Annotated in this window: 19 protein-coding genes; 8 read left to right on the forward strand and 11 right to left on the reverse strand. The window is 39.5% G+C overall.

Annotated features, from left to right (window positions below):
* Nucleotides 1–56 precede the first annotated feature (56 nt).
* Nucleotides 57–1,046 carry an L-glyceraldehyde 3-phosphate reductase gene (gene mgrA / locus DV942_RS22380; RefSeq protein WP_145861213.1) on the reverse strand — a complete coding sequence of 330 codons (990 nt, stop codon included), beginning with the start codon at nt 1,044–1,046 and terminating at the stop codon, nt 57–59.
* A 356-nt stretch (nt 1,047–1,402) separates the two neighbouring features.
* Between mgrA and DV942_RS22385 the strand changes: the two genes are divergently transcribed.
* Nucleotides 1,403–2,575, forward strand: a complete 1,173-nt coding sequence (locus DV942_RS22385; RefSeq protein WP_145861215.1) for an aldose epimerase family protein — start codon at nt 1,403–1,405, stop codon at nt 2,573–2,575.
* Nucleotides 2,576–2,645: 70 nt separating this feature from the next.
* On the opposite strand, the gene DV942_RS22390 is transcribed toward DV942_RS22385, so the two are convergent.
* Nucleotides 2,646–3,308 carry an HAD family hydrolase gene (locus DV942_RS22390; RefSeq protein WP_145861921.1) on the reverse strand — a complete coding sequence of 221 codons (663 nt, stop codon included), beginning with the start codon at nt 3,306–3,308 and terminating at the stop codon, nt 2,646–2,648.
* Between the two features lie 204 nt (nt 3,309–3,512).
* Here DV942_RS22390 and DV942_RS22395 point away from each other — a divergent pair, with 204 nt between their 5' ends.
* Nucleotides 3,513–4,133: a Crp/Fnr family transcriptional regulator gene (locus DV942_RS22395; RefSeq protein WP_090980059.1), complete on the forward strand. Its 621-nt coding sequence runs from the start codon at nt 3,513–3,515 to the stop codon at nt 4,131–4,133.
* 3 nt (nt 4,134–4,136) lie between these two features.
* Here the strand turns inward: DV942_RS22395 and DV942_RS22400 are convergent, their stop codons facing one another.
* Nucleotides 4,137–4,763 (reverse strand): phosphatase PAP2 family protein, encoded by a 627-nt coding sequence (locus tag DV942_RS22400; protein ID WP_090980057.1) that lies wholly within the window; start codon nt 4,761–4,763, stop codon nt 4,137–4,139.
* Nucleotides 4,764–5,209: 446 nt separating this feature from the next.
* Here DV942_RS22400 and DV942_RS22405 point away from each other — a divergent pair, with 446 nt between their 5' ends.
* On the forward strand, nt 5,210–5,710 hold the full coding sequence (locus DV942_RS22405) for a very short patch repair endonuclease (RefSeq protein WP_145861217.1): 501 nt from the start codon (nt 5,210–5,212) through the stop codon (nt 5,708–5,710).
* On the opposite strand, the gene DV942_RS22410 is transcribed toward DV942_RS22405, so the two are convergent.
* Nucleotides 5,711–6,061 (reverse strand): hypothetical protein, encoded by a 351-nt coding sequence (locus DV942_RS22410; RefSeq protein ID WP_090980053.1) that lies wholly within the window; start codon nt 6,059–6,061, stop codon nt 5,711–5,713.
* A 446-nt stretch (nt 6,062–6,507) separates the two neighbouring features.
* On the opposite strand from DV942_RS22410, the gene DV942_RS22415 reads away from it, so the two are divergent.
* Entirely contained in the window at nt 6,508–7,200 is a 693-nt protein-coding gene (locus tag DV942_RS22415) for a lysoplasmalogenase (RefSeq protein ID WP_145861219.1), read from the forward strand.
* Nucleotides 7,201–8,225: 1,025 nt separating this feature from the next.
* Nucleotides 8,226–8,381: a hypothetical protein gene (locus DV942_RS23595; RefSeq protein ID WP_159435184.1), complete on the forward strand. Its 156-nt coding sequence runs from the start codon at nt 8,226–8,228 to the stop codon at nt 8,379–8,381.
* Between the two features lie 222 nt (nt 8,382–8,603).
* Here DV942_RS23595 and pbpC read toward each other — a convergent pair whose 3' ends face one another.
* From pbpC to DV942_RS22430, 3 genes are all read right to left on the reverse strand, one after another.
* Nucleotides 8,604–10,976 (reverse strand): penicillin-binding protein 1C, encoded by a 2,373-nt coding sequence (gene pbpC / locus DV942_RS22420; RefSeq protein ID WP_145861220.1) that lies wholly within the window; start codon nt 10,974–10,976, stop codon nt 8,604–8,606.
* A gap of 233 nt (nt 10,977–11,209) precedes the next feature.
* Nucleotides 11,210–11,758, reverse strand: coding sequence for a transposase (locus DV942_RS22425; RefSeq protein WP_222431135.1), 549 nt, complete (start codon nt 11,756–11,758; stop codon nt 11,210–11,212).
* Between the two features lie 93 nt (nt 11,759–11,851).
* Nucleotides 11,852–17,221: an alpha-2-macroglobulin family protein gene (locus DV942_RS22430; RefSeq protein ID WP_145861223.1), complete on the reverse strand. Its 5,370-nt coding sequence runs from the start codon at nt 17,219–17,221 to the stop codon at nt 11,852–11,854.
* Between the two features lie 433 nt (nt 17,222–17,654).
* Between DV942_RS22430 and DV942_RS22435 the strand changes: the two genes are divergently transcribed.
* Nucleotides 17,655–18,092, forward strand: a complete 438-nt coding sequence (locus DV942_RS22435) for a nuclear transport factor 2 family protein (protein WP_145861225.1) — start codon at nt 17,655–17,657, stop codon at nt 18,090–18,092.
* A gap of 123 nt (nt 18,093–18,215) precedes the next feature.
* Here DV942_RS22435 and DV942_RS22440 read toward each other — a convergent pair whose 3' ends face one another.
* Together DV942_RS22440 and topA are read right to left on the reverse strand one after the other, a co-directional pair.
* Nucleotides 18,216–18,620: a hypothetical protein gene (locus DV942_RS22440; RefSeq protein ID WP_090980043.1), complete on the reverse strand. Its 405-nt coding sequence runs from the start codon at nt 18,618–18,620 to the stop codon at nt 18,216–18,218.
* Between the two features lie 75 nt (nt 18,621–18,695).
* On the reverse strand, nt 18,696–21,260 hold the full coding sequence (gene topA / locus DV942_RS22445) for a type I DNA topoisomerase (protein WP_145861226.1): 2,565 nt from the start codon (nt 21,258–21,260) through the stop codon (nt 18,696–18,698).
* A gap of 568 nt (nt 21,261–21,828) precedes the next feature.
* Between topA and DV942_RS22450 the strand changes: the two genes are divergently transcribed.
* The gene (locus DV942_RS22450) at nt 21,829–22,341 is read left to right on the forward strand and encodes a glutathione peroxidase (protein WP_090980040.1); all 513 of its coding nucleotides are present in this window, start codon (nt 21,829–21,831) and stop codon (nt 22,339–22,341) included.
* Between the two features lie 537 nt (nt 22,342–22,878).
* On the opposite strand, the gene DV942_RS22455 is transcribed toward DV942_RS22450, so the two are convergent.
* Together DV942_RS22455 and DV942_RS22460 are read right to left on the reverse strand one after the other, a co-directional pair.
* Nucleotides 22,879–23,715, reverse strand: a complete 837-nt coding sequence (locus DV942_RS22455; protein ID WP_145861228.1) for an MBL fold metallo-hydrolase — start codon at nt 23,713–23,715, stop codon at nt 22,879–22,881.
* Between the two features lie 47 nt (nt 23,716–23,762).
* On the reverse strand, nt 23,763–24,206 hold the full coding sequence (locus DV942_RS22460; RefSeq protein WP_145861230.1) for a MarR family winged helix-turn-helix transcriptional regulator: 444 nt from the start codon (nt 24,204–24,206) through the stop codon (nt 23,763–23,765).
* Nucleotides 24,207–24,376: 170 nt separating this feature from the next.
* Here DV942_RS22460 and DV942_RS22465 point away from each other — a divergent pair, with 170 nt between their 5' ends.
* A complete protein-coding gene (locus DV942_RS22465) occupies nt 24,377–25,606 on the forward strand; it encodes an MFS transporter (RefSeq protein ID WP_145861232.1) in 1,230 nt (409 codons plus the stop codon).
* Nucleotides 25,607–25,732: the final 126 nt, after the last annotated feature.

A 25,732-nucleotide genomic window follows, 5' to 3' on the forward strand; every position in this document is an offset into this window, starting at 1 on the left:
CCATGATGCTCCATCCGATCGCTATAGAATGAAGCATCATGGCTGTTTACGAATTTTTAAGCTAAAATCTCGTCAATTAATTTGAGTTCGGCTTCGCTAAAGACGATATTATCCAATGCTTTAATTGAATCCGTAATCTGTTCCGGTTTACTTGCACCAATGAGTACCGTCGTGATTCGATTATCTTTCAATATCCACGATAAAGCCATATGCGCCAGCTTTTGTCCACGCGATTGAGCCAGATCATTTAATCTGGAAATTACGGCCAATTTATCTGGCGTAATGTTGCTTTCTTTCAGGAAAATGCCGCTTGTAGCTACCCTTGAGTCAGATGGGATTCCGTGCAAATATTTATCGGTAAGTAAACCTTGCGCCAATGGCGAAAATGGAATACAACCCACACCATTTTGCGATAAAACATCAAGTAAACCATTTTCAACCCAACGTTCAAACATCGAATATTTGGGTTGGTGGATTAAACAAGGCGTACCGTTATCTTTTAAAATCCTGATTGCATTTTCGGCTTCTTCAGCCTGATAATTCGAAATACCCACATACAATGCTTTTCCCTGCTGCACCAATAGACTCAAAGCACCCATCGTTTCTTCTAATGGTGTTTCAGGATCTGGACGGTGGTGGTAAAAAATATCCACATAGTCCAGCTTCATTCGTTTTAAGCTTTGATCTAAACTGGAAACCAGGTACTTTTTTGAACCCCAGTCGCCGTACGGACCATCCCACATGGTATATCCGGCTTTACTTGAAATAATCATTTCATCACGATAGCCTTTAAAATTTTCGTGCAGTATTTTTCCGAAAACTTCCTCAGCCGATCCAGGCGGCGGGCCATAATTATTAGCTAAATCGAAATGAGTAATTCCGTTATTAAAAGCAGTATAGATAAGGTTTTTGCTGTTTTCAAAAACGTTTACATGTCCGAAATTATGCCATAAGCCTAATGATATGAGCGGTAATTTTAGTCCACTCTTTCCGCAACGGCGATATTGCATTTTGTGATAGCGATCGGTTGAAATAATTTGATTCATGCTTATAATTTGATTGTTGCAATAATAATTAGTTTTGACGGATTTTCGCTGCTGATGGTTAATATATTCTTAGTTTCATACGTAATCATAAGAGAAACAAATAATTTGGAGCTTGTTTTACCGAAATCCAAAACGATGATCGCTTTAATTATAAGGCGTAAAATCATTATGAACAGAATCCTTATTGAAATTCTGATCTTCCGATTGTTCTTCTACATTTTGTAATGGGTATTCTACAAATCGTATCGTTACGTTTTAATGGTGCTAATATTTGTTTTTTAATTCATCTAAATCGTTTTATTTGTAAAATTAAGCGATATATTTATAATAAAAATCTAAACCAAGTATTCCAATTTATGAAATTAAAATCACTAGCAGGCCTGTGCGTAACGGCTGCAATCGGATTAGCTTCCTGCCAATCCGGAACCAAAAAATCTTCTTCAGCAGATACTTTGAAAGGTACCCCTTTAGCAGTTGTAAAATTAGTTGCCGATTCTTTTAAAAAAGAAATTGATGGTAAACAGACTGCCTTGTACATTCTAAAAAATAAAAACGGTGCAGAGGCCGTTTTTACCAATTACGGTGGTCGCCTGGTTAGTTTAACAGTGCCAGATAAAGATGGGAAGCTGGTAGATGTAGTGGTGGGTTTTAAAAGCATTGGCGATTACGAGAAATCAACCGAACCTTATTTTGGTGCAACCATTGGCCGTTACGGTAACCGTATAGCCAAAGGAAAATTTACACTTGAGGGCAAAAGCTATTCGCTTTTTACCAATAACGGACAGAATACCCTCCACGGCGGCAAAAAAGGCTTTCAATATGTTGTTTGGGATGCAAGTCAACCTGTTGCCAATAGGTTGGTCCTGCATTATCTGTCGAAAGATGGAGAAGAAAATTTTCCAGGTAATTTAGATGTTAAAGTGACCTATACCTTAACAGACGAAAATGAATTGAAGATGGATTATGAAGCTAAAACCGATCAAACTACCGTGGTAAATTTAACCAATCACGCGTTTTTTAATTTAAATGGGGATGGAAGTGGAGAAATTTTAAACCATGAGGTGAAGATTTATGCGGATGAATATACACCTGTTGATTCTACCCTGATCCCGACCGGGAAAATAGAAAAGGTTAAAGGCACACCGTTTGATTTTACCACTGCAACAACTATTGGTGCACGCATAAATGATAAAAACGAGCAGTTAACTTTCGGTAAAGGTTATGATCACAATTATGTGCTTAATAAAACCAAAGCCATGGGCATGTTTCATGCGGCTACGGTAAAAGGAGACCAGTCGGGCATCATTATGGACATTTATACACAGGAGCCAGGTCTGCAATTCTATAGCGGAAATTTTATGCAAAGCAAAAATACCTTTAAAAGTGGTGCTAAAGATGATTTTAGAACGGCAATTGCCATGGAAACACAACACTTTCCAGATTCACCCAACCAACCTGCTTTTCCGTCAACGGTTTTAAAACCAGGCCAGATTTATAAAACAAGCTCTATATACAAATTCAGTAAATAATCTGTCTGGTGACTGATTTAATGAAAATGATGATGAAACGTGCGGCCTGACTAATTCGGGCCGTATTGTTTTAGAAAAGTTCCTGTAACACGGGGTCAGTATAATCTTCTATAAATGCAATAATGTTATGATAGGCGGAAAACTCTGCTCTGGTGTGCATGGTTGTAAGTACAACACATTTCATTCCGGCATTTTGCGCCGCCTCAACACCTTTCGGTGCATCTTCAAAAACAATACATCGGTTAGCGGCCACACCCAAAATTTCAGCACCTTTGGTAAAGGTTTCAGGATCTGGTTTGCTGTTCGCCACATCTTCGGCACTTACTATTGCTTTAAAGTAAGAACGGATATTTAAGTTATCGAGCACAAAGTTGATGTTGAAAGGAATGGCTGCCGAACCGATAGCCATCTGGATACCTGATTGTCTTGCTTTTTCCAAAAAATCGCCCAAACCGGTTATTAATGCCAAATGCGCTCTATACGCGGCCTGATACCTGCGTTCTTTTTCGATGGAAATCTGATCAATTTGTTCCTGGGTGAAATGGCCCACGCCAAAAACACGTTCCAGCAAATCCTGGTTTTTGCCATACATCTGTTTCTTAACAGCGTCAAAACTGATGTTGGCACCTAAATCATGTGTAAGAATATCGTGCCAGGCTTTGTTGTGGAAAGCCATATCATTAATCATGGTACCGTTGAGGTCAAAAAGGAAAGCTTTGGGTTTATCGTTCATCATAGCGGCAAAATTATTATAATTTTTATTATTAAGTTAAAAGATACTTTGTCAAAACAAATAACCAAAATATAAATGCCTGAAGCTGTGTCACAATCAACCGATAAGACCATATATTCCTAAATATAATTTTTAACAGTCAGGCGCGTTTTTATCCTTTGGAAATCCTGTGTTCAAATAATAACTTGCACATGTTATAAAACCATGATCGATATGATGACCGATGCCTATGATGAGGGCGATGCTTTTATCAAATATTTAAATGAGCTGCAGCCATTAAGAAAAGAAATAATTGATCGGGTAAAGAAAGAGACATTTAAAATAGTGGTGCGGAAGAATGAGATTTTGCCTGAGTTAAACCACATTAACGGAGATTGTCTGTTCTTTATCCTTAAGGGATTGGTACGCGCTTTTATATTAGATGAAGGAAAGGACATTACCGCATGGTTAACAGCTGAAAATCAAATGATCGGGAAGATTAGAAATCCCGGGACACTCGTGCCAACCTACCCGGAACAATATCAGGCATTGGAAGATTCTGAACTGCTTATACTTCCTTACCGTTTTATCGACGATCTGTATGTTAAATTTCCTGAAACCAATATTTTGGCCAGAAAATTATTGGCTATACATTATCATACTTCGCAGGAAAGGTCTGTTTTATCACGAATTCCTTCGGCTGAAATCAGGTATAAACAATTCCAAGCAGGTTTTCCCGCGATAAAGTCCAGAGTTCCGCTAAAATTTCTGGCGAGCTATTTAGGCATGCGGATTGAAACTTTAAGCAGGGTAAGGAAGAAAGAAAAACTGCAGGCAAAAGCTTAATCGCTATCCTTTTTTAAAATAGAAGTAACAAAGCGGGAAAAGGCAGATTAAGCCTAACAGAAAACCACCTAGCGTATCTGTAAGCCAATGTGCACCCAGGTAAATTCTGGATGGTGCAATGCCGATCATTAAAAAGGCTGAAATGTAGGTTACGATATTCCGGGTTAGCTTCGGCACATCTTTCAGCGTATTCATCAAAATGATTAAAAACCCAAAAAAGAGTGTGTAAGAAAGTACATGGCCGCTGGGATAACTTTGAAATCGGTTCACTTCAACCAGTCGCACGTAAAATGCAGTTGGACGTGGACGGTTGATTATATTTTTTATACCTAGAATAATTAGTCCCGATAGTAAAACAGTCGAAATGAATATTCCTTCCCGTTTATATTGTTGTTGATAAAATACAATTGCCACGATAACTACAGATAGTAATGAGTAGGGGAGTTCGCCAAAAAAGCTGATGGCCAGCATTAATTGATCTAACCAGTCGGCATGGTACTGTTGAATAAGCAAGGAGGTTTTAATGTCAAAATCAAGTATGGGATGTTTTGCAATAAAGAAGCTTAAACAGGCAAAAGCAGCAATTAACAGGACAAGTATAAAAATTAGCGTATTTCGTTTTAATGGCATAGGTATAAATTGATCAGGGCCAAAACTATGGATTTTATGCTGATAGCTGCAAAATTTACGGCTTTTAAAATGCTATAATTTAAAAGTAAGGGTTGTGGAAATTCGGTTTCTGTACTTAATAAAATAAAAACCTTAAAATATTCATCAAGAAAATCAGACTATTCATCAAGGAAATACACCTATCTGTATAACAAGTTGGGAGGTGTTGAAATGATTTCCAATCTTCGGGTCAGATAATAAGGATATCTATGCTTATGAGGTTGGCAGGATTATTTTCTGCCAACTGAAAAAGCTCACTTTTCGACAATTTACTCAAATTATACTTTTTGTATTAACGCTTCGGCCCAAGTGCACCTCCTTTAAAAGAGGAGGTGCTTAGGTTGTTCCCGTTTATTCCATTTACCGCCGTTTTTAAACAATTCACTGTACTTTGGGTTAACTTAATTATGGAGCCCAAACCATATAAAGAAGAAAATATTAAAGTTCCGCGCTTTGAAGAAAGTGATGGTTTTTACACCACCACACAGCGAAGCCAGAACATGTCTAAAATTAAGGCAAAAAATAGTTTGCCGGAGTTAAAACTTCGGAAAGCGCTTTGGGTAAGAAATGTGAGGTTTAGGATTCATCCGAAGAAAATTCCCGGCAAGCCAGATATCGTGATTAATAAATATAGACTGGCCATATTCGTTGATGGTGATTTTTGGCATGGTTACAAATGGGATGAAAGGAAAGCCTCCATAAAAACAAATTCGCGTTTTTGGATTCCGAAGATTGAACGAAATATACGACGCGACCGAAATGTAAATCAGCAGCTCAACGCCAGAGGTTATACAGTAATGCGGTTTTGGGAACATGAGGTTAACGAACATTTAAATGCTTGTGTTAACCAGGTTATGCTTTATATAGAGGCTGCTAAAGTGGCAGCCATACCACAAGCTGACGATTGATTATTTTACGACAATCTGTTTCGGATCGGTAACTACAATCTGTTTTTTGCCTTTAAAATCTGAAACCACTCCGGTGACACAAACATTATTTCCAATAAACATGCTTGCAGGTTCTGAAGGGAATTTACGCTCATCTTCTTTATTGATCACTATAGTGATCAGCTCTTTTGGATAGGCACCTCCCAAATTAATTAAGGTTAATTTATCTAAGGCTTTTGCGCTGTACACCGAATCGCAGATGGAAACGTTTTTTCCGACATATTGAGCTACATCTTTGGCTAGTATCATCGTTTGGCTTTTTGCATAAAATGCTACCGCAGTTAGCGAAAGAAGGAGAGACAATTTTTTCATAGGTGGGATGATTTAATGGACAATCAAATGTAATAAGACATTAAATTGACCACCCAAAGGTAAGGTTGCGTTTGCGAAATATCAATAACTAATGCCAAACAAGCATAAATATTACAGTAATATATTTTTACGCTGATGAAGAAAATCGCTAAGCAAATATGCCTGACGAAGCATTTTATATGAGTATAGATTACACTAAATGATCTATCCCGTTTTCCAAATTGCCCAAGAGAATATAGGTTTGGATCCTGCTGCGTTAATTTCGTGTGTAGTTTCATTAGAACCGAAAGTATGGCAAATTAGACTTGTGTATTTCAGGCCGCTTTCTGGTTCTTTGTAGGTACTGTTTTGAAATTGCCGGTTGGGTTATCAAGTAATTTTTATGGCGATCCACTTAATATCCGTAATTTGGTTTTTAAATTTGCAAAAGGCAAATCCCGGCGTTGATGAAGACCAAGTTATTTTCTTTTATATTTTTTCTCGTATTCATAATTCAGTTATATGCAGAATATACCAATGATATGCTGCTGCGCAATTTTACCAAGCCGTTAATAGTAGTGGTGCTCTTAGTGTGGCTTTATGTCGGCTCGAATTTAAAAGGACGTTTCCACAAGCGGATTTTTGCAGGATTGATTTTTGCCTGGCTTGGCGATGTGCTGCTGATTTTTCAAAAAGATAAACCTAGTTTTTTTATCTATGGATTAATCGCCTTTGTATTTTGCCATATTTTTTACATCAGGGCATTTACACTTGATCATAAATCTAACCCTAATCACAAAACGCCATATTTTTTATGGGTTGTAGGCGCTTTTGCCATCTTTTGTTCAGGGTTGTTCTTCTACCTGCAGCCTAAACTGGGGCCCATGCAATTCCCCGTTTTAATGTATGCTATCATTGCCACGGTTATGGCCATTATGACCTTCAATCGATATGGTAAAGTAAACATTTTCAGCTTTAAGCTCATTTTTTATGCGGCATTGTTTTTCTTGCTTTCTGATAGCATTTTGGCGGTTAACAAGTTTAGTCAGCCCATTCCACAAAGCGGAGCATTAATTATGGCAACTTATATGATTGCGCAGTATTTAATGGTGTATGGTACAATTTCGCGTCAGTTGGTAGTTACCAGAACGGAAGTGTAGCAAGCAGGGATTTGGTATTTTTTAAGGCAACTCATTTGCTGTTTTCCGATTTTTTGGATCTGTTTTGGTTATCTCAGAGATGATTTATGCATTTGAAGCGCAAACCTGTACTCAACACCATGTTTGTTCCCGTTTTCTGCTTGTACGCTTCGCTGCCTCGTACCTCGTTGCTGCAGGGTACCGCTGCAACCGGGGCTGAATGGCTAAAGCAGTATTTCATTTGTGGGGCTGCAGGGTGCAGAACCCCTTATTTTTAAACCCGATAAAGCGGAATAGCCCGGAGCGCAGCGAGGACTATAAGCGATAGCGGGACTGTAGGCCGCCAAGAACCATTTAACATTAATTTCCTGAAGAACCTAAATCATTAATACATTAAATTTATTATTCGGAGCGCAAAACCTGTACTCAACACCATGTTTGTTCCCGTTTTCCGCTTATACGCTTCGCGGCCTCGTACCTCGTTGCTGCAGGGTACCGCTGCAACCGGGGCTAAATGGCTAAAACAGTATTTCATTTGTGGGGTTGCAGGGTGCAGAACCCCTTGTTCTTAAACCCGATAAAGCGGAATAGCCCGGATCCCGGCATGCCGTTGGGAGTGGACTATAAGCGATAGCGGGACTGCAAGCCGCCAAGAACCATTTAACATTAATTTCCTGAAGAACCTAAATCATTAATACATTAAATTTATTATTCGAAGCGCAAAACCTGTACTCAACACCATGTTTGTTCCCATTTTCCGCTTATACGCTTCGCTGCCTCGTACCTCGTTGCTGTAGGGTACCGCTGCAACCGGGGCTAAATGGCTAAAGCAGTATTTTATTTGTAGGGCTGCAGGGTGAAGAAACCCTTGTTCTTAAACCCGATAAAGCGGAATAGCCCGGATCCCGGCATTCCGTCGGGAGAGGACTATAAGCGATAGCGGGACTGCAGGCCGCCAGGAACCATTTAACATTAATTTCCTGAAGAACCTAAATCATTAATACATTAAATTTATTATTTGAAGCGCAAAACCTGTACTCAACACCATGTTTGTTCCCGTTTTTCGCTTATACGCTTCGCTGCCTCGTACCTCGTTGCTGCAGGGTGCCGCTGCAACCGGGGCTAAATGGCTAAAGCGTATTTTATTTGTAGGGTTGCAGGGTGCAGAAACCTTTGTTGCTAAACCCGATAAAGCGGAATAGCCCGGAGCGCAGCGAGGACTATAAGCGATAGCGGGACTGCAAGCTGCCACGAACCAATCACGTTCATTTCCTAAAAGCCTAAATCATTAGTACATTAAATTTGTTGTTTAGAGCGAGAGGTGTGCGCAAAAAATTATTGATTGGATTACTTCCCGAGTAAACAGCGGATCTCTTATTTTCAATCTGCTTGTATACACTGGCATAAATGCAAACGAATTTCGTTTACTTCTTTTCCTTATCCAATACCGTAAAAGCCTGCACCAGTCGCTCGCCATTCTCATCAACCAATGTCAAGGTATGTTTACCGGGCGGCGGACTAATGGCCAATTGATGAAAATTAGTGGTGGTACTTATATATTCATCATCAATGTGCCAGTATATTTTAGCACCTGGATTTCTGTGCGCTGCATTAATTACGATTTTACCTCTGGTTCCATCTAGTTCCAATGGGATGTAAACAATTGCATTGTTTTTAGGATAAATGACTTCCATCACACTGTTTCCACCTGAAAGATCACAACCAGCTTTAAAAGGAGGGAGGGATTTATAACCGCTATTTTTTATTTTGTAATAGTATTCCATAGCCGGTGGTAAAATGAACCAGCTTTTGTGTTGCATCTGAGTGGTACTTTCACAATTGTCGGTAACCCTGAAAGTACCTGTTTGATCTAAATGAACCAATTTGTGAAAAGGACAAACGGCTGTCTTTTCTCCGGCAACCGGAACAAGTTCTTGAATTACATCAGTGCAATATTCTCCGGCTTTGTAACCGCTTTGTCTACATATGTTAAGTTTTTTGAGTTTGGTTACCGGTGTTTCGAACCATTTACCATTAGGCAACAATCTAAAAATATCAAAGAGCACTGGTGCAGCTGCTTCTATGCCCACCAATCCTGGCCGGCCTTCACCATCTGCGTTACCTACCCAAACGCATACGACGTAATTTGGAGTCAAGCCTACGGCCCAGGCATCGCGGAAACCAAAACTTGTACCGGTTTTCCAGGCTACCCGTTGCGAAGATGAAAACTGTTCCCATAAGCCTTCATCACCAGGGCGCATTACTTCTTCCATGGCATTAAAGGTAGCCCATATGGCGCCGTGATCTAAAAACGAGTTGCGCTGATAGTCTTTTTCCTCTTTAGTTTGATGGCTAAAGTAAGTAGCCTGTTTATAATCTTCGGGATTGTAAAGGCCTTTATAGGTGTTAAAATGGTTTAGTGTACGTACCATGCCCATATAGGTGTTGGCCAGATCCCACATGGTAACTTCGCTGCCACCTAAAATTAGCGACAATCCATAATGATCTGCCGGCTGGTTCAAGGTGCCTATTCCCAGTTTTTTTAATTTATCGTAAAAACGCTCATACTTGTACTGCTGCAACATTTTAACAGCCGGAATATTTAACGAGCGGCTCAGCGCTTTATCAGCAGCAATAGCGCCATCATAACCCAGATCGTAATTTTGTGGCGAATAACCGGCTATTTGAGTAGGAATATCGGGAATTATGGTATGCGGTAGTATAAAGCCATCATTAAGCATACTGGCATATAGCAATGGTTTTAAAGTACTACCCGGGCTCCGAGGAGCCTTAATCATGTCTACATGGCTTTGTAACTCGGTATTTTCTGGTTGATATATATTACCTACATAACTCACCACCTGGCCGGTTTTGGCGTCAAGTACCAAGGCAGAAATATTATTGATATCGTTTGCCCTATAGCGGTTGTTATATCGTTTTAATATGGCATTAACTTTTAGCTGTATGTTTTCATCCAGGGTAGAAGTAATTCTGGTATTTGGGATGTTAAGGTTAACACGTTCTGCTTTAAAGCGGTTTAATAGGTGCGGCGCATTTTGGGGCAGGGGCATAGGTTTGCCCGGCACTGGCTCTAATTTAGATAAATTAGCGGTAGCCTGATCGATATATTTTAACCGGGCAAGCTTATCCAGCAGATCATTTCTTTTTTTGACAAGTCTGGTTGAGTTTTTACCGGGATGAACCAATGAGGGACTGTTGGGAAGAACGGCCAAGGTGGCCATCTCACCCCATGAAAGTGTTTTGGCATCGCGGCCGTAATACCGCCAGCTGGCAGCTTCTAAACCTACAACATTACTCCCGAAAGGGGCGTTAGCGGCATACAGGCCTATAATTTCTTCTTTTGAATATCTCATTTCCAAACGGAAAGCTAAAATGACCTCCAATAATTTTTGCCAAATGGTCCGGTCTTGTCTACGCGATAACCGGATAACCTGCATGGTTAGCGTACTGCCGCCACTTACCACACTTTTTGCCCGCAGGTTTTGCCGCATGGCCCTGCTCATGGCCAATACATCTACCCCAAAATGGCTATAAAACCGTTTATCTTCAAAAGCAATAATGCAATCCTTAAATTTTACAGGAACACGATCTGCTACCGGAAAACGCCACTGCCCGTCGCTGGCGATTGCAGCACTTAATAAATGCCTGTTGCTGGCCTCGATAACATAGGAGGTAGGCGTTTTGAAAAGTTTTGACGGCAAGGAAAAAAGGAAAGCCAAAAGCAGTGTAAAGCAGATGAGATCGGAAATGAGGAAAGCTTTTGGGATTTTGTTCATTTTGTGTAAAAAACCTATCAGGTTTAGAAAACCTGACAGGTTTGAAATTTATTTGTTAATTTACTTTACAACTATTCTAGTTGTAGCGTCTCGCTACGACATTGTTTCGTTTGTTAAATATTTTTTAATCGATAATTATAACATCAACTTGTCCTTTTCTAATTTGATGATAATCGCCGGCACTACTATTAACCCATGCCATGGTTCGTGTCATCACGAACCATTTTTAAATTCTAAAATTCTAATCTTAAATCCTTCAAAAAAGCATATCTTAATTCATTCTTTTCGTAAAAAGATGCCGAGGAATATAAATATTCTTCAGGCTCCGTTGCCAACTGCCAATGTGTTGTGCAAGGGTTATTGTGCAAATAGTCTAGCTTTTGATACGCAACTTTTGGAGTGTATAAATGTATTGCTAAAGAATCTCTCTGCCAAAATTCATAATTCTTATTAATCGCATTTCTGTAATAATGAACAAGTTCACTAGGACTTAATAATTTTTTAAACTCATGAGCTGTATATTTTAAAAAAGAACCTTGAACGGTTTCTTTTCCATTTAGCTCTTTAGTCCGCAGAATTACATGTATATGATTAGGCATAATGACGAAAGCGAAAATATTAAGTTTATTCAATTTGCTTAAATATTCAAATGAATTTAATATAATCTGTTTAAAGATATCCTTCTCTAATAGTTTTTGCCATTTGTTGATGGTTGCCGTCCAAAAATAAATTTTTCCAATTTCAATATAATTCTTTCTTCTTGCTTCAAATAATTTATCCATTGATATTAAATTTCTATTTAGGAAAAAATGTAAGCAATAAATAGATAAAGTTTCGGTTCGTGGTGACACGAACCGAGGCTTTTTAAAATAAGCCTATTTCACCACCTGCACCCATTTGCCAGGTTCAGTAGCCGAAATATCATTGTTATACATCGCTTCACATTGAACGGCCGATAGATAGTATTTACCCAGGTAAGAAGCATTAAGCAGTACCTTATAAACCAAACTTTCGCCTTCCCTTACATTGAAATAAGTGAAAACACGATCATCTCTAATGTCCTGATAGGTGAAAGGAGATGATGCCAGGATACTTTGGTTATCATTTACACGGGTATTGATGATTTCCCATCCAGAAGGGAAAATCTGTGTTAATGCCATCTGTTCGTAATAACCCATTCTGCCAGGATTTTTGATGGTTACTTCGGCATAAAAATCTGTTCCTTGTTTCAGGGTAGTGGGATCTAAAACTTTTCCATTTAAACGTTTGTAGTTCACGCTCATGTCTAAAACATCAGGACGGTTAGGTAAAAAGTTATTCTGACCAGCAACTGGTTGTCCTTCTAAAACCAAACGTACAAATAGTACATTATTTCCATTATTGGTAACCGAAGCCGTATTTCCTTTAAAGCTTACCGGTGTACTATTGATATATTGCGTCGAGTTTACAGGTGCAGACTTACCATCCAATACATATTGATATTGCAGCTTATTAGCCGACTGGTTGGATCCGCAGAATTTAGCGATAGCCAATAAACTATAGGCAGTTGTTTGTGTGCTATACCAGGTGTTTTCACCCAGTTTGGCTGCTAAAGGTTGCAATAAACCTGCTGCTTTTGCTTTCTGACCAAGTAACGTCAACGTTTCTAAAATCATAGCTTCGTCACGCACATCAGAGCCATAAGTTCCTCCCAATTGTTTATAGGGCTGAACGGATGTATCCAGGCCTTTGATCATATTTTGAGCCACCTCATTTTGTCCGGCTAGTTTATAGGCCGCTGCCAAACGCCACTTCGCAGCTACAGATAAATATTGGAAAGCTTTCAAACGGTTCATAGCTGCCATCTCTGGTCTTTTAGCCAGTGCCAGCACATATAAACGATATGCTTGCGATAAATCGCCGCCATAAAAATTATTGCTGTTTGGCGCCCAGTTTGTAGCCTTTGATTTTTGAAAGCGCAATAACTCATCTAAAAGACCAACGGGAAGGGTATAACCGGCATTTTGTGCTTCAATTAAAAAATGACCGGCATAATTACTTCCCCATTCATCCGATGTACCTTCGCCAGGCCAGTAAGATAAACCACCGTCAGTCGTTTGGAAACCTTTAAGCCTATTTATTCCAGCTTTGATGTTTTTTTCCGTTTTAGCTTTCTGCTGTTGGTTCAATGGGCTTAAACGATCTAAGAATAACTGAGGGAATATGCCCGAAGTTGTCTGCTCGATACAGCCATGTGGGTATTGAATGAGGTAACTCAGTCTTTTGCCCAGGTTAATTGCCGGGATAGAAGATACTTCCAGCGAACCTGAATTGGTACCCGTCATTCCGATTGGTAAATAATTTACTGCCCATTTGGTGTGTGGCTGAACGGTTGCAGAAACCACATTGGTTACATATGGGTTTGGATTTCTGATATCCATTTCCACATCATAAACTGTTTTTTCGGCTCCGCTTTGTGCAATTACTTTCACTTTGGCAATACCCACGGTATTTGGTGCTTTTACCTCAAAATAGGCCATTTGTTCACCTGTTTGTTTGTAGTAAAGTTGTTGCCTGTTACTGCCCTGAACAATTAAATTATTGGCCTGCAGTTGTACCGATACATTTTTGAGGTTTTTCTCTGTGGCAAATACGTTTACCGGTAAAGTGAAACTTTCTCCAGGGCCAATAACCCTTGGCAGGGTGGCCAAAACCATTAAAGGTTTTTTAACCTGAACTGATTTTTCTGCAAAACCATATGCCGCATCCTGTCCGGCAACTACCATAGCCCTTACGGCGCCAATATATTGTGGCAATTTAAACTTGTGCGTTTTACTTTCGCCTTTACCTATAGCAAATGGCCCCATAAATTTAACCACCGCTTTAAAACGGTTGGCTTTTGCCGGGTTTAAATTTTTGTTGATGCTTCCATCACCGCCGATACTTAAAATTCGTTCTAAATTCCCGCCCCAGGCGCCAAGCACATAGTCGAATAAATCCCATGTTTTAACACCTAAACCTTCGCGGGCATAAAACACACCATGTGGGTCAGGCGTTTTAAACCGGGTTAAGTCAAGCAAACCTTCATCAACCAGTGCAATGGTATAGGTCATGGCTTTGCCATTCTGTTCGCTCACAGTAATGGTATTTTCGGTTTCCGGTTTAATCTTATCGGCCATTTTAATGGTCGGTTTTAAAGTCGTTTGCGGATCTTCTATAGCAAGTGGAATAGCGCCATACATTCTGATCGGTAAATCGTTAACCGTTTGTGCGTGCGGTTGCAATAAAGTAATGTTGGCAAAAACATTAGGTGCCATCTCTTTTTCTGCCTTGAATTTAAATTGTGTTTGGCCGGCTTTGGTATCTACCCAGAACGTTTTTAACACATGGCTTCCATTTTCAATTGAAATGAGCGCTCTTCCATTTTTACCTGTTGGTATGGTTAAAGTAATATCCTCTCCAACGGTGAATTTTTCTTTATCAGCGGTGAACGATAACATGGAGGCTTCTGTTGGATTACTGCCTTGTTCTCGCTGTGCCCAACCCGGCCAATCAACATAAACTGATTTTCCGGTAACATGTCCGCCGTTTACATCGCGTACCAGAATCAGATAACGGCCCCATTCCGGTTCATCAACGCGTAAATTCCAGCTTCCTTTGCCATTAAATAAATTTACCTGATGACTTTCAACTAATTTGTTGTATTGATTTTGGGTAAAGTTGGCGTAAGTATACTGGTCATCCTGTTCCCACCACCAGCGCCATTGGGTTTTATATAATTCTACGGTAACTGTTTTGGTTCCGGTCAATAATTTTCCATCGGTATTTACATTAACAATTTCCACTTTATGATCTTTACCTGTAACCAACATACCACTTAGGCGGTCGCCTTTTTCGGTACGGATACCTAAGTAACTGTTGTACACATGATAAGGAATGCTAAAATTATCGATGCTAAAATTACCGCCGGGTTCGAAAACTTTTGTGGTAAAATTTGCCCTTAACACACCAGGCGCGGTGTTATTCTCATTCAGGTTGGTGTTGACCTGAGCAGTACCGTTTTGGTTTAAAGTGCCTTCAAAAATGGTTTTTACCTGCGATTCGAAGTTAACCGTTGGATTATCAAAGCTAAAACCATCAAAACCTTTAAATTTGGTTTCGGTAGTATTTAAGTTTACATCAACTTTTGCTCTTAAATTTTGTGCAACAGCACCAAAAAGCCACCTGGCCGATAGGGTAGCGGCTGACGTTCCTGCACTTAAATATGTTCTGTTGCCAATATTGAAATCAATTTTCAAACGGTTTGGCATTATGGTTTCAATTTTTAAAGTTTTGGTGAATGTAGCACCGCCTGCTTTTACCTTGGCCATCCAGTTTCCTGTTGGTGCAGTACTTTCTGTAGCAGTTTTAAAGGTATAAAACCCATTTAATGGCTTGCCATTAATCAACCTTTTGTAAAGCTGACCTTTAGGGTTGTAAAATTCCATGGTTACCGGATAATTAGCGGGAAGTTTTTTGAGTTTATCTTCCAGAACAAAGGAGACAAATAAACTATCGCCTGGTCGCCAGACTCCGCGTTCTCCATAAATGAAACCCTTTAATCCGCTTTGAACAACATCACCACCCACATCGAATCTGCTTAGAGGCAGCGAGCTGCCATCGTCTAATTTAAGGTAGCCACGTTCCGAACCATTTTTGGCAATCAACAAAAATGGCTGGCGTTTAAGATCAAACTTGGCAAAACCATCGCCATCAGTTTTGGTGGTGAAAATAATCTGTTTCTGGTAGTCCATTAATTCCAGGTTTACACCACTTAATGGTTTGGCTGTTAATAAATCGGTTGCTACAATCAGCATGCTGTTATCATTACCACGTTTGGCCACCAAACCTATATTTGAAGCAATTAAGTTTCTGCTCGCCCAGCGCTGGCTGGTATAAAATGATGGTGTACATGGATTATCTTTATCATTCCACCTGTAATCAGACGGGTAATAATTGTTGTAACGCTGCCAGAAATCATCATCCTCATCAATTTTTTCACCGTAGCCTTCATAATCACCGTATTCGCTTTCTTCATCGCTACCATCGGATTTATCTTCCCCGGCTTTACAATTGTAGGCATTATACTCCTGCCTGAACGCAATGGTAACCCTGTACATAGCTCCGGGCTCCGTACGGATCATTTTATCCAGATCAAGTGTAAAACGGTTCTTTTTATGAAGGTTAAGTGCCTTGTCTTCATCTAAACGTACCGTTTTCTGCAGGATGGGTTTAGCCACCCGTCGCAACTCGTTACCATCCTTATAACTATTGGTCTGGAAAAACTGGGGGATATTATTTTCATAAATCTTAATCACCGTAACATCAACGGCTTTTAGATTAATCGCTTCAAAAGGTAAAACCAGCTTTCCGGAGTTCGGTAAAATGGTACCGGCACCCGCAATGGTCACCGCTGGTAATTTATCTTCAAAAACAAGATTCGCCATTTTGCCATCAGACAATTTTTTCCCGTTGATATTTTCAACCCCGGCGTTTACGTTAAGTGCATAATTGCCTTTCAGCTCTTCTGCAGCATAGACTTTAACCTGACTGGCATCAATGGTATACCTCAAATCACCCAAATTGCCCAGGGTAATCATACCGGTTAAATCCTGACCAACCCCAATTGGTTCAGAAAACTGAACCAGGGCATAATCCTCTTCACCCTGGATAGCCTTCATGTCCAGGATTTCGAATTTGTTGATTGCCGGAACGCGAATTTCTACTTCACCTTTTTGATCTGCATCAATGGCATCACCATCCCATTCTATTTTTAATGTTTGGTCGTTACCTATTTTTTTAATGCTATCAATGGTGAATTTCGAACTATTTTTAGCTGGATCATGTTGCCATTTAATTTTTAATTTCTGATCAAAATCCAGTGAGAGTGTTTTTTCTATTTTACTGGTTTCTTCCACATCAGCAGTGGCCACTTCACCGGTGAGTTTCATGTAATCCAGAGAAGTATTATTCTGAGAAACCAATCCGTTTTGAGAAAGGATTAGCCCTGGAGTAATGACTTTGAATTCGAAATCGAAATCTTCCAGACCTTTTTCTGTATCAGAAACTTCTGAAAGTTTAAAGGTAGCTTCGTAGTTTTTGCCTGGTTTAAGGTTTTCATCAGGTCTGAACTCAACGGTTTGAGGGTCTATCCAATAGGTCTTTCCAGAGATGGATGGTGAGAAGTCGAAAAGCTCCCTTGTGTCTGCTTTTCCCAGATCCTGCATACCTGTTGCAGCATTTGCCAGGTGTACGCGGATGAAACTCTTTTTAGAGATGGTACCAGAAGTGTAGGCTTCGATGTATTTTGCGTAAGCCTGGTTTTCTTCGTTGCTTTTCTTTTTTTATTGAAATAAATAAATACAATTGACGCTATCGAAACAGCAAGCAAGCCAATAAAAATAAATTTCTTTTTTGAGGACGATTGGTAGGTAGATGGTTGTTCCATAAATGAAATTCGTTAAGATACATGAGATATAATCTTGCGGTTGGAGCAATTGCTATGCCGTAATTAATCTATTTTGACCGTTAAAACCATATTTCATCAGAAAATTAACTAAATTCAACGTTAAACAGAATAATGTGGAAAATTATAACGAATATGTTGCTCGTGTAAAGGCTTTTGGATATGTTTACAACTTCAACTTTAAATGACCAGGTATGATCAAAAAACTCTTTATTTTTTCGTGTTTACTAATTTCTACAACTTTTTGTTTTGCGCAGAAGACAAATGCAGAAAAGGAAGTTAACAAAGCGGTAGATCAACTTATAGACTTAATGATTCATCCGGATAGCTTAGGCTTAGATAAGTTATTACTTAATAATTTAAGTTATGGTCATTCAAGCGGAAAAGTACAAACTAAGCAAGAGTTTATGCATTCGCTGCTTTCCGGTGAATCTGATTTTTTAGATGATATTGTTCTGGGCGATCCTAAAACAATTATCCAGGGAAATACAGCATTGGTAAGACATAAATTAATGGCTCAAACCAATGATAAGGGCATAAGAGGGAACGTAAATTTGTACATCCTCCTTATCTGGAGCAGGGAAAAGGCTGGATGGAAGCTGCTTGGAAGGCAGGCGGTTAAGGTGCCCTAGGATAGTTTGGAAGTATTTAGTCAATAGTCTTAAGACCTAAGTCATTTACGAGCGACTTACGCGTGTATAAGACTAATTTTTTAAACTGAATTTGACTGGGGAGTCGAAACTCCAAACCCCAAACTATTTAATCATCACTCCAGGTTTATTCACTAAAGGTATTTTGATCAGATTAGAATCAATAATGCTTTCAGGCAGAAATATAAATTTTTTATCGTAAATGGTACTGCCGATGTAATAACTTAACCAATATTCGTTGGTTAAGCCAAAAACTTCCGGATCAATGGCTTCTACTCCTGCAAAAGAATTGGCTTCCATATCGCCAATAAAGTGTCTTAACACGGAGGTTTTTACCTGCTTGCCATCTTTTTCACCATAACCTTTAGAGCTGATCAATACATTGGTTAAGGGCTCGTTTTTAAGATTAACAAGATAAACCGTCCAGTTTTTTACTTCGGGTGTTTCACCCATCAAAACAACGGCCATGGCAATATCTTCAACTATATTTTCAGGTAAATCTGCTTTCAACTGGGTTAACTGTTTAATTGTATAATTTATTTTGGATGAGAGAATCCTACCATCCTAAAATCATTTAATTCTGGCCTATTTTTTCTTTGCAACTGCCTTTTTTGCCGGTGCCGCTTTTTTCTTTGCCTGTGCTTTTTTCTTCGTTTCGAAAGCGTTTGGCACCTGCTCCACAATCATTTTCTTAACGGTTTCCAAATCGATGTCGGCCAGTTCTTCCGGCGTATATTTTTGCTTGGTGGCCTCATTATTCCGTAATTTAAGCATCTGTTTACCAAAACGGATAAATGGTCCCCAACGGCCATTTTCAATAGAAATTTTTTCGGCATCCCAGGTTTTGATGTACCTATTGGCCTCTTTTTCTACTTTTTTGCTAATTAAGGTATTGATATCCTCCTGGCTTAAATTATCGAAATCATATCCTTTTGCAGGGATATTGATAAAGAGATCGTTCCATTTAATAAAGGGACCAAAGCGGCCTTTTCCTTTTGTTACGCCTAAACCTTCGTAAAAAGCAATAGGTGCATCGGCATCCATTTTTTCTTTGATAATTTCAACTGCGCGTTCATAAGTTAACGATAAAGGCTCTTCGTTTTTAGGAAGAGAAATAAAGCTTTCGCCCCATTTAACGTATGGACCAAAACGGCCAACCCCAACCATTACCTCTTTGCCTTCAAAATCAGGGAGCTGGAAAGGAAGTTTAAACAGTTCCAGCGCTTCCTCTAAAGTAATGGTTGCGACAGACTGTGTGCGCATTAAACTGGCATATCGAGGCTTTTCCTCATCATCCAATTCTCCGATCTGAACCAAAGGGCCAAATTTTCCAACCTTGGTATATACATTTTTACCAGTTGCCGGATCTACCCCCAGCAATCGCTCGCCGGTGGCACGTTCTGCGGTTTCGAGTGTTGTTTCTACTTCAGTATGAAAGGGGTTATAAAACGAGTGCAACATTTTGGTCCATTCCTGTAACCCCTGTGCAATCTCATCAAATTCTTTCTCCACCTTTGCGGTGAAGTTGAAGTCGACGATTCCTTTAAAATGCTCCACTAAAAAATCGTTTACCACTTCACCAATATCAGTTGGGAAGAGTTTTGATTTCTCAGCGCCGGTAATTTCTGATTTAATTTCTTTTTTTACTTTTCCATCTGCTAAAACAATAGCCGTAAAATTGCGCTTTTTGCCATCTCTATCTTCTTTTACTACATAACCACGGTTTTGTACCGTTGAAATCGTTGGAGCGTAGGTAGATGGACGGCCAATGCCTAGTTCTTCCAGCTTTTTAACCAAGCTGGCCTCAGTATATCTGGCTGGCGGGCGGGAATAACGCTCGGTGGCCTGCATTTCTTTTAAAAATAATTCCTGCCCTTTTGCTAAAGGAGGTAAAATGGCACCACCTTCTTTTTCTTCGTTTTCATCATCGTCCGTAGATTCCAGGTAAACTTTTAAAAAGCCGTCGAACTTTAATACTTCACCTTCAGCTACTAGGTGTTCTTTTCTGGTTGATGCAGTAATCTGGGCTGTGGTTTTTTCGAATAACGCTTCGCTCATCTGCGATGCAATAGAACGTTTCCAGATCAGATCGTACAAACGCTTTTCTGAAATATCACCATCTACCGTATGTCTGTCAAAATAAGTAGGGCGGATGGCTTCGTGCGCTTCCTGTGCACCTGCCGATTTGGTTTTATATACCCTTGGCTGATGATATTTTTCGCCATAAGCTGATTTAATTTCGGCGGCAGCGGCATTAACAGCAGTTTCTGATAAGTTGACCGAATCTGTTCTCATGTAGGTAATCTTACCGGCCTCATATAATCTTTGCGCTACCTGCATGGTTCGTGCTACCGAAAAACCTAATTTTCTGGAGGCCTCTTGCTGTAGGGTAGAAGTGGTAAATGGAGCTGCAGGATTGCGTTTGGCAGGCCTTGTTTCCAAACTGGTGATATCGAATTTAGCATTTACACAGTCCTGAAGAAACTTTTCTGCCTCAGCCTCATTTTCAAAACGCTGTGGAAGTTCTGCCTTTACCATTTCTTTTCCTTTTCCGGTTGAGAACTGAGCGGTAATTTTATAGGCAGCAGTAGCGTTAAAGTTTAAAACTTCACGCTCTCTATCTACTATTAAACGTACCGCTACCGATTGTACACGGCCTGCAGAAAGTGATGGTTTTACTTTTTTCCATAACACCGGAGAAAGTTCGAAACCCACTAAACGATCTAACACACGGCGTGCCTGTTGAGCGTTTACCAGGTTATAATCAATTCCTCTCGGACTATCAATTGCTTTTAAAATGGCCGGTTTGGTAATTTCATGAAAAACGATACGTTTTGTTTTCTCCACTTTCAGGCCTAAAGTTTCGAATAAGTGCCACGAAATGGCCTCTCCCTCGCGGTCCTCATCGGATGCTAGCCATACCATTTCGGCTTCTTTAGCTAGCTTTTTTAATTCAGAAACCACGTTTTTCTTATCGGCAGGCACCTCGTATGTTTGGGCAAAATTATTCTTGATATCAATCGCCATATCACCTTTAACTAAATCACGGATATGGCCATAGCTAGATTTCACCAGGAAATCTTTACCTAGATAGCCTTCAATAGTTTTAGCTTTTGCGGGTGACTCGACGATTAATAAATTTTTGGCCATGAAATACGTTTTTGTGCAAATAAAGCTATAATTAGGGCACAAATCCAAACCCGATGAGAATTTAATACAAAAAAAATCTTAAATGTTGGTAAAATATATGGGATTATCAGTCGGTTTTAATCTGATTTTAATTCTTTTTGAAAGGCAGTTTCGGTGGTGGATAGCTAAGGCCTGCTCCCGCCTGTTGCTTCAAATCCGCAACCGCCATTCCCCGGTCTCCAGGTTTCCCGCTTCACTGGGGTTTAGGTGGCATGGCCTTTACTAGTATTGCGGTTTTATCAGCTTTATGCCGAACTGGGGTTACAGAAGATCAATAACCTGTTATTAACTAATCTGATAATATAACGGAACAGCCAACTGCGCAGCGGAGAAATAAGCGGTAGCAAAACCAATTATCACATAGAACACCCACACTTTCATTTCCACACTATTAATAGTGTTCGATAATAAAATAGCTCAATAGTGACAGGAATTCGACATAATTGGTAGCGGATACATTAATTTACATGCAAATCACACTTGTAAAAACTATTTGTGGCTATATTCGTATATTAAATTAAAAAAAACGATGATCAGCACTATTCTAATCCTATTAAACTTATTGGTGTCGCCACCAAAAAATGTTTACGATTTCAGCTTCAAAACCATTGATGGCAAGGAAATTAAACTTTCTAAATTTAAAGGCAAAAAAATCTTGATTGTTAATACTGCATCTAAATGTGGTTTCACACCGCAGTATGAAGATTTAGAAAAACTTCAGAAACAATATGGTAAAAAAGTAGTACTAATCGGTTTCCCTGCAGGTAACTTTGGCGGTCAGGAATTTTCTACCAATGCAGAAATTAAAGAATTTTGTACCGGAAAGTACAATGTTTCCTTTTTGCTGGCCGAAAAAAGCAGCGTTAAAGGCAATGATATCAGCCCATTATTTAAATATTTAACATCTCAGACCAATACCGAAGAGCAGGGCGATATCAAATGGAATTTTGAGAAGTTCTTAATCAACGAAAAAGGTGAGTTGGTACACCGTTTCCGTTCAAAAACAAAACCTACTGATGAAGCCATTACCAAATACCTGTAAAGGATGAAAAATGGATGATGTAAAAGGGAAAGATTGATTTGATCTTTCGCTCAACAAATAATTAAAAGGTAAAGTGGTAAATAGCCATTTTGCCTTTTTTTCGTTTATTAACATAAGTTCAATTGGTATTTGCAGCTTCTAGGTGAATATTTGCTTAAGCTGGAGGTCACCCTGATTCGATAACTGTAAGATTTATTTAAGGGTCTTAGCTGCAATCAAAATGCTGACTGCGAGGTAGCTACAACGCAATTGAAAACACTATTTATACTGTAAAATAAACTCAGCATGAAACCATGGCTAGCCTGGAATGTGACCGGTTAAAAAAAGAAAGGGGCTTAAATCCATAAGCCCCAAATAAACCAAACAAACTATTTATGAAGTATATATATAACGCCTGTCCGCATAAAAAGTTTTTGAAAAAAAATAAATCTATCGACGATTTATTGGTGTTTTATTATTGAATAGTGGTTAACTATCTAAGATAGTCGAAGCCGTCTAATCATTTATAAAAATTGCAGTTGTTTTTGACTCGAGATGCTAAAACAGGTTGAGCTGTGCCGGTTGGTACAGACTTGGATCGAAAGAATAAGGTTCCGGCGTGTTTTGGCTATTGGTAACGTAATAAAGCTCCGATTCTTCATGTCTTGAAGCTACCTTGATAAAAGTATCGCCCGCTACATTTTTGAAAAGTTTTTCCACAAGGGCTGCATCATTATTGTCTTTTGATAAATGGCTCAATAATAAGTGGCTCATGTACGGCGCTTTATGATTGATGAACAGTTCTAAAGCCTGTGTATTGCTGAGGTGGCCGCGGCCGTTTGTAATCCTTCTCTTCAAAAAATAAGGATAGCTACCGTTTTCCAGCATTTGTGCATCATAATTAGCCTCTAAAAAAGCGGCATGGCAATTTTTAAAATGTGCAATCAGTCGATCGCATACTGAGCCTATATCTGTAAAAACACCAACACGTACTTCGTTACATTCAACCGTAAAGCTGTAGGGATCGGCCGCATCGTGGAATTTAGAAAAAGCAGCAACTTTTAAACTGCCGATCTGAATATGTTGCTGGTGACTAAGGGAAAAGGTGTTGTTCGCGTCGAGCAGAAGCCTGCTGTTTCTTAAAGTTGGTGTACTAATGTAAACGGGGAGTTTGTATTTTTTAGCAAAAACGGCTAAGCCCTTGATGTGATCGCTATGCTCGTGCGAGATAAAGATTGCTTTTACTTTACTGATAGACAGCCCCAAACGGTTCATGCGGATTTCAACCTCTTTGCAGGTCAGGCCAATATCAACCAAAACGGCGTCATGATCATTACCAATGTAGTAACAATTGCCATTGCTGCCCGAATTAATTGAGGTGAAATACAGTGCCATTTAAGGTTGCAAGATAAGGCTTATTTAGCGAACGGGAAAAAGAAAAACTATGTCTTTGCATCATGGTGTTCTACCAGTCGCGAAAGTAATGGCAGGAAAGCCTGTATCAAATTGATTTCTTCTGAAGAAAAGATTTTTTCCATGGTTTGAACCAGCCACTCTTCTTTTATCTTTCGGGTGGCAATAAGATGTTTTTCTCCAAGTTCGGTTAATCCGATAAAAACTTTTCGCTTATCTTCCTCGCTGGGGAATCGTGCTACACATTTGGCATCGAAAAGTCGGTTGATGATCTGAGAAACGGCCTGTTTAGATACCCTTTCCATGTCGGCCAGCTCCGTAGAAAGCAATTTGCCATGTTGCTCCAATAGCGACATGGTTAATATTTCTGCATTGCTAAATTCTGAACTTACGTTCTGTTTGCGCAACGCCCTGGTTAAGCGGGTAATCGTGCTTCTTAACTTTGCAGCAATTTCTTGTGTTTGAGTTGGCATTCTATTGGTAAATATACTTTACAAAGATAGCGCTTTATTTTTAATCATAAATGGTGGTGGCTTTTTGTAATACTCAATTTTTGATTTTAAAATGATAAAAATTGTATTTTTTGGCTTTAGTATTGTTTTCATGTTTTGTATTTTTGTAAAGTTACTTTACTATTTTAATCATGAGTATTTTTCGTTCGTTAAGGCATTATAATTATAGGCTGTTTTTTACAGGTCAGGCCATTTCATTAATTGGTACATGGATGCAGCGTGTTGCCATTAGCTGGCTGGTTTACCGTTTAACAGGGTCAGCTTTTTTATTGGGATTGATTACTTTTTTAAGTTTAATTCCTTCTCTGGTGTTGGCGCCCTATGCAGGAAGTTATGTAGACAGGCATAATAAATATAAAATATTGGTGATTACCCAGGTAATTCTGATGCTTCAGGCTGGCGCCCTGGCGTTAATGATCTGGTTTAAAGTGTACGATATGTTCTGGATTGCAGCACTTTCGCTGGTTCAGGGCCTGGTAAATGCTTTTGATGTGACGGCACGCCAATCGTTAATGGTAAATTTAATTGATGATAAAGAAGATTTGCCCAATGCCATTGCGCTCAACTCTTCAATGTTTAATGCGGCCAGGCTAATTGGTCCGGCGCTGGCAGGGGTGATTTTAAGTACCTTAGGAGAGGATATCTGTTTTATCATCAATTTTATAAGTTTTATCGCGGTATTAGCTTGCATGGTGATGATGAAGCTTAAACTTACCGAGCATCAAAAGTCAACGGAAAATATCTGGGTTGACCTTAAAAAAGGATATGATTACCTTAAATCATCGCCAGACCTGGCTGCCATGGTATTAACAATGGCTGTATCAAGTTTACTGGTTATCCCTTTTACTACTTTGTTACCCGTTTTTGCAAAAGATATTTTCAGCGGAAATGCTACAACATTTGGCTGGTTCGAAAGTGCTGCTGGATTTGGGGCGTTCTTCGGGGCCATTTATATGGCTACATTAAAAGCAGGTCAGAATCTGCAGAAAATCGTCATGTTGTCGGGTGTTTTGCTGGCTGTTTCCGTTGTGGCACTCGCCATATCACCATCACTTATTCTCGCATTAGTTTGTACAAGTTTAGCTGCTCTGGGTTTGATGGCTCAAAATTCATCTATTAACACTTATTTGCAAACCCATGCCGATGATGCAATGAGGGGAAGGATAATGAGTTACTATATTATGGCATATCAGGGCGTGTTGCCAATTGGCAGTTTGTTGATGGGTTATCTGGCTCATCTTTTCGGTACGCAGGTGGTGGTTGCTTTTGAAGGAATTGCAGGGCTATTAATTGTTGCGGCATTTGTGTATAACGAGCGGCACAGAAGTCAAATGAATAGCAGTGCAGTTTCGTTGAATTAGTATTGTTAAGTGGTGTAAGATTTAAGTGGTGTAAGATGTTTCCATCTTACACTGTATAAATAGATCAGGCGTAAAAGAAAGCAAAAAAAACAGTCAGATGGTAACACCTGACAGTACAGAAAGCAC

Source organism: Pedobacter suwonensis, assembly GCF_007833675.1.
GTDB classification, from domain to species: Bacteria; Bacteroidota; Bacteroidia; order Sphingobacteriales; family Sphingobacteriaceae; genus Pedobacter; species Pedobacter suwonensis.